Source organism: Actinomadura pelletieri DSM 43383 (genome assembly GCF_003634705.1).
Classification (GTDB): domain Bacteria; phylum Actinomycetota; class Actinomycetes; order Streptosporangiales; family Streptosporangiaceae; genus Spirillospora; species Spirillospora pelletieri.
Genome location: NZ_RBWU01000002.1, coordinates 571,806 through 585,353 on the forward strand (window position 1 = coordinate 571,806; position 13,548 = coordinate 585,353).

Below are 13,548 nucleotides of genomic sequence, written 5' to 3' on the forward strand. Positions count from 1 at the left end.
GCTTACGGCGTAGCCACATTGCGCATTCCAGCGGGTGCGTTGCCCGGCCGTAGACGAGACAGTCGAGAGCATGGCGACGGTCACATTTCTGGGACATGCGGGGGTGGCGGTGGACGCTGGCGCGTTCCACCTGCTCGCCGACCCGTGGCTTGCTCCGACAGGGGCCTTTCTCGGAGCCTGGCACCAGTATCCGCGGAACGACCACCTCGACCTCGCCGCGTTGCTCGACGCGGACTGGGTCGCGGTCTCTCACGAACATCTCGATCACTTCGACCCATGGGTGCTGGAGCGACTTCCGGCTCGTACTAGAATCCTCATTCCGTGCTATCCGGGACCCGCCTTCCGGGAGCGCATGCTGGCCGCGGCGGGCGGCCGGCAGGTAATCGAGTTGACGGCGTGGGAGAAATTCCCGCTCGACAATCGGGGGTCGTGGATCACCGCGATTCCGGAACTGTCGCCGATGTGCCATGACGCCGCCTTTCTCATCGTCGCGGACGGTCATGGGATCCTGCACGCCAACGACGCCCGGCTCACCGCCGCGCAGGCCCGCCGCGCCAAGCATCTGGCGGGCGGCCGGCTGGACCTGATGGCCGTGCAGACGTCCGGCGCGTCCTGGCATCCGATCTGCTACGAGTACCCGCCCGAGGAGATGGCCAAGGTCGCCATGGACAAGCGGGTGTCGAAGCTGCGCGCCGTGCAGCGGCTCGTCCGGCAGACCGCGCCGGAGCTCGCGGTGCCGTTCGCCGGGCCGCCCTGTTTCCTGGACCCCGAGGTCGACCACCTCAACCAGATCCTCGACCAGGAGGACGGCGCGTTCTGCGACCCGGACGTCTCCACGCAATGGCTGCGCGAGCATCTGCCGAACCAGCGCTGGGACTACTTCAAGCCCGGCGACGTCCTCGACCTCGACACCGGTGCCATCATCCGCGACCCCGTCTCCGCCGACTTCTCCTTCGCCGACGCCTACCGGCCCGCGTACCTTGAGCGGTACGCCGCCGACCGCGCGTCCGCCATCGCCGAGGTGATGGCCCGTCATCCCGAGCCGGGTCCCGATCTGTTCGACCGGTTCGTCGCCCATTTCGACTATCTCGGCGGCCTCAGCGACTACTTCCTCCGCCAGATCGCCATGGTCGTCCAGTTCGAGGTCACCGGCCCGAACGGCGGGGTCTGGAACGTCGACTTCTCCCCGGACGGTGTCACGGTCAGCGAGGCGTCCTCCGACGTCCGCCCCCATTACCGCATCACCGCGGCGGGACGCTGGATCGACGGCATCCTCGCGGGCCGGATGGCGTGGGAGGACTTGCTGATCTCGTTCCGGGTGAGCCTCTACCGCGACCCCGACGTCTACAACGACTACCTCGTCGGCCTGCTCAAGCACGCCAACGCGCCCGCCCTGGAGGCCGTCGAGGCCTACGAGACCGGACGCGACGAGACCGAGCGCATCACGGTCGCCTGTGACGGCGTCCGCTACGACATCCCCCGCTACTGCCCGCACGCGGGCGAGGACCTGTCGGTCGGCGCCGTCGTCCGCGACGGCCGGATCCACTGCCTGGCCCACAACTTCGCCTTCGACCTCGCCAGCGGCGAGTGCGTCAACGCCCGCGCCGCGAACCTCACCAGCCGGAAACTGTCCTGACCCGAGGCCGGGCGTCCGGGCGCCCGGTCGTCCGAGAATCTCTGCTAAGTGGGACGAGTCCGGCGTGTCTGACATCAGTCCTCAGTCGTTACGTGTTAGGTTTTTCCCCTGTTTGTCTGGGGGGTTTGAAGAGTGCGCGGTCTGAACCGCAAGAAGATCGGCCTGTTGGCTGTCGCGTTCGTTCTCGTCATCGGTGTCATGGAGGTCCTGGCGCTCAAGATCGGGTCCATGGACCTGCCCTTGCCGTCGGAGCCGGGCCATCCGGCCGTGGCCGAAAGACCGGGTGGCTGACCCGGTCTCTCAACGTCCGGCGTAGCGGGACCGGATGATGCTCTGCAGGTCGGGATGGTCGCCGCCGGTGGCGTCCGCCAGGGTGGGACAGGCCCATTCGTCTTGGTGGCCCCACGAGTAGGTGACCTCCAGCCGCGGGGTGGGGACGAGCCGGTCCCAGCGGGCGAGGATCTCGCGGAACTGGCCCTCCGTGGGCAGCCAGTACTGCTTGTCGCCCGTGGAGCAGTCCTGCCCGAACGTCTGCAGGACGGGCGCGACCTTGCCGCGGGGGATGCCCGCGTCGTCGACCATTCGCACCATCCGGTCGACCGCGCGGATGTCGCAGTCGTCGAGCGGCGTCGGCGAACCCTTGCAGGGGTAGGGATCCAGCCCGACCAGGTCGACGCTGACGCGTTGCGGCGTGAGCGACCTCATCGGCCAGTCGGTCAGCGCGATGTAGGAGACCTGGCCGGGCGCGTGCCGCCGGATGTACTCGGCGCGGTTGCGGATCTCGTCCACGACCTCGGGGCATTCGCCGGTGTTCGGCTCGTCCGAGAGGTACCAGCCGTACACCTTCTCGTTCCGTCCGAACCGGTCGACGGCCCGTCTGAACGCCTCCATGTCGAGGTGGAAGGCACCGCAGTGGAAGTTGCCGACCCACAGCATCGCCTGCATGCCCTGCGGGACCCCGGCGATGAGCGACGCGTCCGCCTCGACGTCCACGACGTCGTAACCGAGCTCCTTCAGCCGCGTGTAGTCGGCGGGTTCGGAGTTCAGGGCGACGCGGCGGGTCCTGCCGGGGTCGGGCGCCGGCACGCCGGGAGACGCGGGCGGCACCCAGTCGCGGACGTGGTCGGACGGATCCGCCCGGGTGACGACCAGGAACCCCGTGACCAGCACGATCGCCGCGCCGACCGCGGAGAACCTGAAACGCATATCCCGTAAGTCCATGCGGTACCTTCCTTGGCGCGCCGTCAGGCGGCGGACCCCGGCTCCTTGGCGCGGTGCGCGGCGTCGGACGGTGACGTCAACTCTGACACGTTGCCGCTCCCGGACACCGGCAACTGTGGCACTTTGAACCCCAGAATGTAGCGGACCGTCCGCAACAGGACGCGAAGCGTCACCCGCATCGACGGATTGCTCAGGTACACCGCGTCGGCCGCCGACTGCGCCGGGGCGAGATGCTCCACGTAGAAGGCGAGGTCGACCTCCTGACCCGGCGGCAGGATCTCGGCGTACCGGAAGCTCACCTGGGACAGGCCCGTGATCCCCGGCCGATGGTCGAAGATCCAGCGCCAGCGCGTGTCGTAGTAGACGGCGAGGTCGTAGGTCTCCGGACGCGCGCCGACGAGCGTCATGTCGCCGCGGAGCACGTTCACGAGCTGCGGCAGCTCGTCCAGGTAGTAGCGGCGCAGGAACCGGCCGAGGGGGGTGACCCGCGGGTCGGAGGTCGCGGTGACCTTCATCCCGCCGACGCCCTGCCGCATCGTGCGGAACTTGTACATGGTGAACGGCCGGCCGCCCTGCCCGACACGGGTCTGTTTGAAGATCCCCCGACCCCGGCTCGTCAGCCGGACCAGCACGTAGATGAGCATCATCGGGACGGACAGCAGCAGTAGCCCGGTCAACGCGGCGATGATGTCCAGCGCGCGCCGGCCGCGCGAGGGCGGGATTCCGTCGGACGGGTCGATGGGTCGCGCGGTGAAGTCCTTGGACATGGTCACCCCTTGTTCCTGACGGCCTGGAACCAGGCCAGCAAAGCCGCGGTGGTGGTGAGGAAAGAGACCGAGGTGGCGACGGCGGCGCCCGCCGCGCCGTGCGCCGGGATCAGCAGCGTCCCGAGCACGACGACGACGAGCAGGCCGATGCCCTGCCCGGTGGACGCGGCGCCCGGTCGTCCGACCCCGTAGAGGTACGCCATGACGAGCCCGGTCACACCGAAGGTCACGACACCCGCGAGACGGATGTAGGTCGGTACGACGGCATCGTCGAACACGTCGCCGAACACCCACGGCAGCGCCGTTCCGGCGATGAGCGCGAGTGGCAGCGCGGCGAGCACGGAGACGCCGAGCGCCGGGAGGATGAGGGCGGCGGTCCGGCGGGCGGCGCTCCTCTTGTCCTCCCTGGCGAAGTCGGGATACAGGACGTAGTTCACGGCGAGCCCCGGAAGCTGCACGAGTTCCGCGAACTTGCTCGCGACCGTGTAGACGCCCAGCGTCTTCGGCCCGGCGAGCGCGCCCAGCAGCGCCATGTCGAAGCGGAGTTGCAGGAGGTCGATGAGCTGGCCGACATAGCCGCGGATCCCGTAACCGGCGATCGACCGGCCGAGGCGCGCGTCCGGACGTCCCCAGCCGCGGAAGAAGCCGCGCCGTGCCAGCCGCCGCGCGATCCACGCCGCGGCGGCGAGGTCGGCGAGGACGAGCCCGGCGACGAGCGCGCCCGTGCCGTGCCAGCCGACCAGGATCGCGATGTAGATCGGCAGGAACACGAACTCCTCGACGGCGATGGCGAGGCTCGCGCCGTTCGGGTCGTCCGTCCCCTGGAGAAGCCCCTTGCCGACGGACACGAACCCCTGCGTGAACGCGGGGACGGCCGCGGCGAGCGTCAGCCAGATGCCGAACGACTTGAAGAACACGATGAGGAGCAGCGGGCTCAACGCGAGCCAGCCGACGCCCGCGAGGACCGCTCCGATCACCGTCAGCCAGGCCAGGGTGGGCCGCACCCGGCTCTGGTCGCGGTCGGACTGGGCCAGGAAGTAGGGCGCGGCGGCCGGCAGCCCCGCGTTCGACAGATGGCAGAGCAGCCCCGGCAGGATGCGGACGAGGGTGAACGCCCCCACCAGCGTCGGCCCGCCGACCCGCGCGACGAGGATCGTCGCGACCCCCAGCGACGCCAGCGCGCCCACCCGCGCGGCCATGTTCCCCGCGACGAGCTGCACGAGCCGCCCGCGGAGACCGCTCCGCCCGGCGTCATGCCCGGGTTCCTTGCCGGTTTCGGGTTCCTTGGTCGCGATGCCGGTCTTGACACCGTTCACCCGGCGACGTCCCGGCACGGGCGCGACCTCCCTGGCACCGCCGTACCGGACGGCGATCCGGCGAGGAGCCGGCGGGGCGGGCGGCGCGGGAGGGTCGCCCGCTAAGCGGGCCGCGGGGGCGGGTCGGAGGGACGCGCCGGACGTGCGGCGGCCGAACAGGTCCAGGGCGGCGATCAGACCGAAGATCGCGAAGCCGTGCCGGTAGTGCAGCACCTCATAGAACAGGCCGCAGATGACGAACACCACCAGCAGCGCCCCGAACAGTTCGGGATGCGGGACGAGCCGCGCGTACTCGGGTTTCAGCGCGCCGCGCCGCGCGATCCGCACACACCTCACCACCAGGACCGACAGCAGCAGGACCAGCGCGAGCCCGCCGAGGAACCCCCGTTCGAGGACGGAGGCGATGTAGTCGTTGTGCGCCTCGCGGACGTACGTCTCCTGCTGGACGAGCATCTGGCGTTCGGTCTCCGCGGCGCCGATGCCCCACGGATGGGGCTGGGCCTGGATCATGTCCCAGGTGGTGGAGAAGACGGTGCTGCGGGACTCGGTGCTCTCCCCGGTCGTCCTGCCGATCGAGTCGCGCAGGAGCGGGGACGCCTCGCTGGCGCGGTCCAGGAACGGTTGGACGTCGACCTGGGTCACCAGGGTGATCCCGGCGCCGCCGACGAACACGGCGGCGGCGCCGACCACGATCGCGTGGTGGGCCTTGCCCTCGCGGAACAGCCGGAACAGGTAGCCGAGCAGCAGCGCGCAGCTGAGCGCGAGCATCCCGCCGTTCGAGCCGGTCAGCAGCTCGGCGGTGATGAGGATGCCGCACACGGTCCAGCGCCGCCATCTCGTCTCCGGCCAGCGGGCGGCGCGGGCGATGAAGAAGATGCAGATGAACCAGTTGGCCGCGTAGTTGGCGTCCCCGAAAGTGAACATCAGCCGCGAACCGTCGATCTGCTTGCCGGACATCGCGTCGTTCCCGATCGCGAACCCGGTCATCATCACGAGCGCGTAGAAGGTGCCGATCCCGACGAAGGCGCGCAGCGTGACACGGAGCAGCGCCGGATCACGGCAGAGGTTGGCGACGCAGACCGCCCACAGCAGGACGAACACGTCCTTGACGAGGGTGAGCGCCCCGGCGTTGTCGTTGGCGAGCGCCGCGACGCCGCCCGCGAGGACGGTGAGCAGGGTGGGCAGCAGGTAGGGCCAGCGGACGGGAACCCGCCGCGTGCCCGCCCACAGGAACACGGCGAACGCGAACACGACCAGGACCGCGTCGGGGATCGCCGTGTTACCGGGGCCGGGCGGCAGCCCGCCGGGCAGCAGCATGGGCAGCGACGCGATGCCCAGAACGAGGGTGACGACCTCGGGCCGCCACCGTCCTCGCCTGGTTTCTGCGGGCTCGGGGGGCTCAACCCACGGCGCCGGAGCCCCCGACGATTCCTCCTTCGGCGCCGCTTTGGTCGCGGTCGAGGTCATGACCGCTGGTAGGGCCGCCTGGAAGTGCCCCGGTAGGTCTCGTCCAGGACCGTACCGAGGTGGGTGGGGGTGAACCATTCGCCGACCCGGCCACGGGCGCGTTCGGCCATCCGGTCCGCGGCGACCGGATCGTCCAGCATCGCCGTGATGGCGTCCGCGAGCCGTTCCGGGTTCTCCGGCGGGACGAGCAGCCCGGTCTCGCCCGCGAGGACGAGGTCCTGGTTGGACGGCACGGCCGTCGCGACCAGCGGGATTCCGGCGCTGATCGCCTCGACCAGCACGCAGGGCAGCCCCTCCCAGCGGCTCGCCATCGCCATCAGGTCGAACGCGGGCATGACGGACGCGACGTCGTCGCTGTGCCCGAGCCAGCGCATCCGATCCTCGATGCCGAGCCGCGCGGTGAGCTTCGCCAGCCTGTCCGCCATCGGACCGCCGCCGACCCACAGGCCGAACACGTCGTCCGGCAGCCGCGCGATGGCCTTGGCGAAGATCTCCGGACCCTTCTGGAAGGTGAGCCGGCCGATCGAACCGACGACCTTCACCCCGAGGGGCAGGTCGAGCCGGCGGCGGGCCCGCGCCCTGGCGCCGGGCGCGGCGACGTACGACTCGACGTCCACGGCGGGCCACGACAGGCGTACCCGTTCCGGTGTGGCGAGCCCGAGCCGCAGCGCGGTCGTCACCGTGTCCGTGCCGACCCCGAGGAACGCGTCGGTGTGCTTGGCGGCGATGCGTTCGAGCCGGATGTAGGCGGTGCGCCGCGGCCACGACTGGAACTCGTGGAACGGGAAGCCGTGCCAGGTGTGCACGATGCGGGGGACGCCGGCGCGCGCCGCCGCGAGGCGTCCGATGACGCCCGCCTTGGAGGAGTGCGTGTGGACGACGTCGAACCGCCCGTCCGCCAGCACCTTGGTGAGGGTGGACAGGGCGGCGAGGTCGTCGCGGGGGGAGATCTGCGGGACCAGGGATCCCACCTGGACGACCTCCATCCCGGCGCGGTACGCGTCGGGGGTGAGGTCGCCGGCGGCGGCGTTCGCGACGGCGTCGTCGCCGTGGAGGACGCGGCCGCGGGCGGCGGACGGTTCACTGTCCATGCCGACGCCGCCGGTGACGATCGCCCGTTCGTATCCGTCGTCGGGCAGGCACAGGGCGCCGTTCAGCGCCACCCTCCCGCCGCCGCCGTTGAACCGGGTGATCACTTGCGCTACTCGTAGCTTCCTACCTGTTTTCACGGGTTACCTCACTGGCCGAGAGTGGACGCCGGGCCGGGCGATACTCCGGTAGCAGGCGGCGCAGCAGCAGGCGCACTTCGTCCGCGTCGCGGGCCTGCGCGGCCGCGGCGAGCGCGTCGAGCAACCGCGGCAGCCCGCCGGGGGGCGGTGCGGGCCTGGTCCCCCAGATCTTGGGGTGTGCGGTGCGAATACGTTGTTCCGAGTCGGCGAACGCCTTCTCGGTCAGCTTCTCGCCGGGGCCGAGTCCGCTGAACCTGATCGTGACGGCGGGGGAGTGGACCTGCGCCGCGTACCGCTGCACGAGGTCGAGGACCGGAACGGGCCGGCCCATGTCGAGGACGAACGTCTCCGCCTCCTCCGCGAGCGCGGCGGCCTCGATCAGCAGGCCCACCGCCTCCGTCACCGTCATCACGTGCCGCGCGGCCTCCGGATGCGTGACCGTGATGACCTCACCGGCGGCGATCCGGTGCGCGAGCGGGCGGCCGAGCGGCGCGCTCGACGCGCCGATGACCTGACCGACGCGGACGGCCGCGAAGCACGTCGGCCCGCCCGTCGCCGTCTGCAGCAGCATCTCGCCGAGCCGCATCGTCGCGCCGAGCACCGACGTCGGCTCCGCCGCCCGGTCGGACGAGACGAACACCAGCCGCCGCACCTCGTGCCGGACGGCGCTGTCGACGACGTGCCGGGTGCCGACCACGTTGTCGGCGACGCCGCGGCATGGATCGTTCTCGATGGCGGACAGCCGGTGCCTGCCCGCCGCGTGGAAGAGCAGTTCGGGCCTCTTGTCGTCGATGACGGCGTCGAGGCGGTCGGCGTCCCGCACATCCGCGACGGCGATGGCGATCCGGCCGTCGCCCGGTTCCCCGGTGAGCGTGCGGGCCAGCCGTTCCAGCCGGCGCCCGTCGTTGTCGACCAGGCACAGCGCCGCCGGATCCAGGCGTCGGATCCGGCGGCACAGCGCCGCGCCGACCGTCCCGCAGGCACCGGTGACGAGCACCCGCCGGCCGCGGACCAGGCGCCGCCCCCGCAGATCGGTGAGGACGATCTCCTCCCGGTCCAGCAGTAGGGCGAGCGGGCTGGCCGCGGCCACGGCGGGCGCGGTGCCTCGGCGGGGACGGTGCGACGGGAACCAGCGCACGGTCAGCTCCGGGTCCGCATCGCCTCGGCGAGGGCGGCGACCACACGGTCCTGGGCGTCGGCCGTCAGGCCCGGGTAGAGCGGCAGCGACAGCAGCTCCTCCCCGACCCGGTCGGTCACGGGGACCCGCGCGCACTCGTCCGCGCCGACGATCTCCCGGTAGGCGGTCAGCTGGTTGGCCGGGATGAAGTGGACGGACGTCCCGATGCCCGCCGCCTGCAGTTCGTCGCCGACCGCGTCACGGTCCTTCACGCGCACCTGGTAGAGATGCCAGGCGTGCCGGACGCCGTCGAGGGACTTCCGCTGCGGAAGGACGACCCCGGCCACCCCCGCCAGCGCCTCGTCGTAGCGGGCGACGAGCTGCTCCCGCGCCTCCTGCCAGCCGGGCAGCGAATGGATCTGGGCGCGTCCGATCGTGGCCTGGACGTCGGTCATGTTCGCCTTCAGACCGACGGCCTTCACGTCGTACCGCCAGCTCCCGCCGGGAAGGTAACGCTTCCAGGAGTCCTTGCTCATCCCGTGCAGCCGCATCGCGCGGACCCGGTCGGCGAACTCCTCGTCGCCGGTCGCGACCGCGCCGCCCTCGCCGATCGGCATGTTCTTCGTCGCGTAGAAGGAGAAGCACGCCGCGTACGAGGACGATCCGACGGGGGCTCCGTCGCGTGCCGCGCCCGGTCCGTGCGCGGCGTCCTCCACCACGCGTGACCGGTCGAGCCCGGCCGCCTCGGTGAGTGCGGGCACGTCCACCGGATATCCGCCCTGATTCTGCAGGACCATGGCGGCGGGTTTCACCCGCGCCGCCGCGGCGGCGACCGTCTCCTGGCTCGGCACCAGCGTCTCCTCGTCGATGTCGACGAAGACGGGACGGTGCCCGGCGTGCAGGATCGCGTTGATCGCGCCGCAGAACGTCAGGCTGGGCGTCAGCACCGGCGATCCCGCCGGCAGGTCCATCGCGCGCAGGCTCAGTTCCAGCGCGCTCGTGCACGAGGCGACCGCGACGACATGCGCGGCGCCGAGGTAGTCGGCGAACTCCTGCTCGAACGCCGCGGTCTCCGGGCCCGTGGTGAGCCAGCGGGAGTCGAGCACCTTGACGACCGCGTCGGGCACCCCGCCCGTGAGCGGCGGGACGCAGAACGGGACGTTTGACGTCATCCGGCTTATCTCCTTGTTGTCACGTGCCTGTGCGGCCGCGGGCGAGCGAGCGGATCCGTGCGAACCCGCGGTTCTGGGGGGAGGTCTCCTTGCGCGACGCGGCGACGACACCGAGCAGCGGCCAGCCGGAGGCGGCGACGAGGTCGCGGACGGCGTCCAGCCCGGCCGCCGTCGTCACCGGACCGACGGCGACCACCACGCCGACCACGTCGTCCGCGTTCGGGTCCATGTCCTCGAAGGCGTGCACATGGCACAGCGGGCGGGCCGCGACCGGCCGGCGCGCCTCCACCGGGGCCACCTCGACCGGGGTCTTCGGCATGACCGCGGTTCCGGCGGCGCGGACCAGCGAGGTGCTCTTCGCGCCCTCGGTCCCGGTGGTGTTGGACCCGGTGGTGTTCGACCCGGTGTTGTTCGACCCGGGGCCGCTGGGGGACGGGTCGTCGCCGTCCGCGTCCTTCCCGCCGGACCCGGCGGGGCGCTCCTCGGACGTCTCGGTGTCGTCGACCCGGGCGTGCACCGGCCTGGCCGCGACGGTGCTCGCGTCGTCGCCGTAGGGCACGCCGTCCCCGTACACCGCCGCCGCCACCGTCGACACCAGCTCGTGGGGCAGCGGGCCGGGCGCGCCGACCAGCGTGACCCGGTCGACGTCCTGCTTCTTCGCCGCCAGCCGCACCCGGCGGCCGAGGTCGGCGAGCTGTCCGGGGCCGCGGTCGGTGTGGCCGAGCAGCGGCACGCCCAGGCGCCGCGCGACCCGCCGCTGGCCGGGGATCGTGGGCCGGGCCGCCTCGACCACGACCGCGATCAGAATCCCGCCGACCAGCCCGACCAGCCCGGCGATCACCGACATCATCACCGTCGGGTCCGAGGTGGGGGCGAGGACCGCGGGCTGCACCACCGACGACCTGCTGGTCGCCAGGAGCTGGTTCCGCAGGTCCGAACGGTCCGACCGCAGGTCCGCCAGCTCCGCCTGCACCAGGTCGCGTTCGTTCACGGTGTCGGTGTCGGGATCGCGCTCCGCCGTGCCGCGGGTCAGCGGCCCGAGCCTGCGCTGCAGCACCCGCACGCGCTCGTCGATCTCGGCCAGCCGCTGCCTGATGGCGCCCTGGCTGGACTCGTTGATCTCCTGGACGACCGCGGTTCCGATGGCGTCGGTGAGCGCCTGCGCCACGTCCGGCTCGGAGTCCTTCACCGAAAGCTCGACGATCGTGGACGTCCCGAGCCCGGACACCTCGACGGCCTTGGCCACCTTCGTCGGCGACCGGTCGATGCCCTGCTGCCGCAGCACGTCGCGCAGCAGCGTGTCGCTGGTCGCGAACGCCTTCACCTTGCTGACCACGATGCTGACGCCCGCGTCGCCGACCTCCGCGTCGGTCACCCCGCCACCGGCCTGCAACCGGGACTTGGCGACCGAGGGCGGCACCTGGGCGCTCATCAGCAGCGCCACCAGCGTCAGCGGTACAACGGTCATGACCAGCAGGAGCGCCCAGTAACTGCGAACAACCCGCGCGGCGACTTCGTCGATCTCCACGATCATTCCTCCGGGCTCGGCCACCGCGAGCGTAAGAACCCGACTCCCCGGAGCAATCGCGCAAAAGACGATCCCCGACTACGCCGTTTGCATCAGTCGGCGCTCTTATCAGGCGTTTCGCTTGTCGGTCGGTGTGCCTGATCAATGGTCCGATGGACGCATACCGGAACGCATCGCGAGTGTGATCGCCTCAAGTGCCGAGTGCATGTCGAGTTTGGCCAGCAGGTTTTGCGTATGCGTGCGGATCGTGTTCGTCGACAGGCCCAGCCGGTCGGCGATCTCTGCGCGGCCGAGGCCGTCCACCATGCACTGCAGGACCTCCCGCTCACGCGGGGTCAGGGCCGCCAGCGTGCCCGCGCCGCCATGCGGTTCGGGGTCGTCCCGGACCAGGCGGTGCAGCACCTCGCCCAGCACGTCCACCGGGATCCAGCCGCCCCGCCGCGCCGCCGACCGGATCACCTGCGCGACCCGGTCGGCGCCCTCGGTCTTCTCCAGCCAGCCCACCGCGCCGCGCCGGACGGCCCGCACCATCGTGTCCAGGTCGCTCATCGCGGTGAGCACGACGACCCGCAGGTCCGGTTGCGCGTCGCGGACCTGGTCGAGGACGTCCAGGCCGCTCTCGGGGCCCAACGCCATGTCGAGCAGCAGCACGCGCGGACGTTCGGTGGCGGCGAGCGCGACGGCGCGCCGCACGTCGGCGGCGATCGGCAGGATCACCAGGTCGGGCTCGCGTTCCAGTCGGGCGGCCAGGGCTTCGGCGAACAGCGCATGATCGTCCACGATGAGGACGCGGATCGGTTCCATGGATCGACGATGACCGCTGCGGGCGCCGGACGGATCATGCAAACGCTGTACTCGTTCCGATCCGCCCGACCTTCCGGTGTCCGCCCCGGGAGAAAGCCGCGTGCGCGTACGCGACGTCGCGGTGGAAGGTTCCTTTTCGTCCGGAGCCGGTCAGGTGCACGGTGGGTCATTGACCGGGCACGGTCGCCTGCTGATCCTGGCACGTGTCATTCCAGGGTCAATTCGGGTTGTCAAAGGATGCGCCATGAAAGTCCTGATCACCGGTGGAGCCGGGTTCATCGGAAGCACGATCGCCTCGGTGTTCGCCGAGCGCGGGGTCACGCCGGTCGTGCTCGACAGTCTGGTCACGGGCAGGCAGGAGTTCACCGACGGAAAGATCTTCTATCAGGGCGACATCGGGGACGGAGATCTCGTCGACAAGATCTTCGAAGACCATCCCGACATCATCGCGACCGTCCACTGCGCCGCCCTGATCGTCGTGCCCGACTCGATGGCCGATCCGCTCCGTTACTACCGCGTCAATCTCACCAAGACCCTCGAACTGGCCGGGCATCTCATCCGAAACGAATGCACCCGGATGATCTTCGCGTCCACGGCGGGAATGTACCGTCCCGAGGCGGATCTGTCGGTCACCGAAACCTCCGCCCTGGAACCGCAGAATCCGTACACCCGCTCGAAGATGATGGCCGAGCTGCTGCTCCAGGACTTCTGCACGGCCTACGGGCTCCGGGTCATATCCCTGCGCTATCTCAACCCGATCGGCGCCGACCCGCAGCTGCGCACCGGTCTGCAGAACAGCAAGCCCACCCACGCCCTCGGCAAGATGATCGAATGCCATGGCCTCGGCGTGCCGTTCACGATCACCGGGGTGGACTGGGAGACCCGCGACGGCACCGCCATCCGCGACTACATCCACGTCTGGGACATCGCCCGCGCGTTCTACGAGGCCACCGCCCGATTCGACTCGATCATCCCGCCGCGCGGGGAGGGCTCGGGCTACGAGGTCATCAATCTGGGGACCGGTGACGGCACCACCGTCCGCGAACTCGTCGAGGCGTTCCGCGAGGTGGTCGGCGAGGGTTTCCGCGCGGAGGAGGCCCCGGCCCGTCCCGGTGACGTCGTCGGCGCGTTCGTCAATCCGGCCAAGGCCAGCGCCCTGCTCGGCTGGAAACCCGAATACACCATCGAGGACGCCATCCGCCATTCCCTCCAGTGGGCGGAACGGCGCCGCGAGACCGATCCGTCCTGACGAACCTCCCTGCCGAGCCGACGCGCCCAAAGAATGGCCCCT

The 13,548-nt window shown here is 70.9% G+C and carries 11 protein-coding genes; 3 read left to right on the forward strand and 8 right to left on the reverse strand.

Annotated elements, in window-relative coordinates; genetic code table 11:
* The first annotated feature begins 70 nt into the window (after window positions 1–70).
* Both BZB76_RS09390 and BZB76_RS34670 read left to right on the forward strand, forming a co-directional pair.
* Window positions 71–1,636 carry a Rieske 2Fe-2S domain-containing protein gene (locus BZB76_RS09390; protein WP_121433902.1) on the forward strand — a complete coding sequence of 522 codons (1,566 nt, stop codon included), beginning with the start codon at window positions 71–73 and terminating at the stop codon, window positions 1,634–1,636.
* A gap of 132 nt (window positions 1,637–1,768) precedes the next feature.
* Window positions 1,769–1,927: a hypothetical protein gene (locus BZB76_RS34670; protein ID WP_170180557.1), complete on the forward strand. Its 159-nt coding sequence runs from the start codon at window positions 1,769–1,771 to the stop codon at window positions 1,925–1,927.
* Between the two features lie 9 nt (window positions 1,928–1,936).
* Here BZB76_RS34670 and BZB76_RS09395 read toward each other — a convergent pair whose 3' ends face one another.
* From BZB76_RS09395 to BZB76_RS09430, 8 genes are all read right to left on the reverse strand, one after another.
* Entirely contained in the window at window positions 1,937–2,857 is a 921-nt protein-coding gene (locus BZB76_RS09395; protein WP_147449391.1) for a hypothetical protein, read from the reverse strand.
* Between the two features lie 23 nt (window positions 2,858–2,880).
* Window positions 2,881–3,624 (reverse strand): sugar transferase, encoded by a 744-nt coding sequence (locus tag BZB76_RS09400; protein WP_121433904.1) that lies wholly within the window; start codon window positions 3,622–3,624, stop codon window positions 2,881–2,883.
* A gap of 2 nt (window positions 3,625–3,626) precedes the next feature.
* Entirely contained in the window at window positions 3,627–6,407 is a 2,781-nt protein-coding gene (locus tag BZB76_RS09405; RefSeq protein ID WP_170180558.1) for an O-antigen ligase family protein, read from the reverse strand.
* Window positions 6,404–7,603 (reverse strand): glycosyltransferase family 4 protein, encoded by a 1,200-nt coding sequence (locus BZB76_RS09410; RefSeq protein ID WP_170180559.1) that lies wholly within the window; start codon window positions 7,601–7,603, stop codon window positions 6,404–6,406. Before BZB76_RS09410 ends, BZB76_RS09405 begins: the two co-directional genes overlap by 4 nt.
* Before the next feature lie 19 nt (window positions 7,604–7,622).
* Complete coding sequence (locus tag BZB76_RS09415) at window positions 7,623–8,774, reverse strand: SDR family NAD(P)-dependent oxidoreductase (RefSeq protein ID WP_170180560.1); 1,152 nt, start codon at window positions 8,772–8,774, stop codon at window positions 7,623–7,625.
* Between the two features lie 2 nt (window positions 8,775–8,776).
* Window positions 8,777–9,925 (reverse strand): DegT/DnrJ/EryC1/StrS family aminotransferase, encoded by a 1,149-nt coding sequence (locus BZB76_RS09420; protein ID WP_121433908.1) that lies wholly within the window; start codon window positions 9,923–9,925, stop codon window positions 8,777–8,779.
* A 19-nt stretch (window positions 9,926–9,944) separates the two neighbouring features.
* Window positions 9,945–11,453, reverse strand: a complete 1,509-nt coding sequence (locus BZB76_RS09425) for a YveK family protein (RefSeq protein ID WP_147449392.1) — start codon at window positions 11,451–11,453, stop codon at window positions 9,945–9,947.
* A gap of 141 nt (window positions 11,454–11,594) precedes the next feature.
* Entirely contained in the window at window positions 11,595–12,257 is a 663-nt protein-coding gene (locus BZB76_RS09430) for a response regulator (RefSeq protein ID WP_121433910.1), read from the reverse strand.
* A gap of 244 nt (window positions 12,258–12,501) precedes the next feature.
* Here BZB76_RS09430 and galE point away from each other — a divergent pair, with 244 nt between their 5' ends.
* Window positions 12,502–13,506: a UDP-glucose 4-epimerase GalE gene (gene galE, locus BZB76_RS09435; RefSeq protein ID WP_121433911.1), complete on the forward strand. Its 1,005-nt coding sequence runs from the start codon at window positions 12,502–12,504 to the stop codon at window positions 13,504–13,506.
* Window positions 13,507–13,548: the final 42 nt, after the last annotated feature.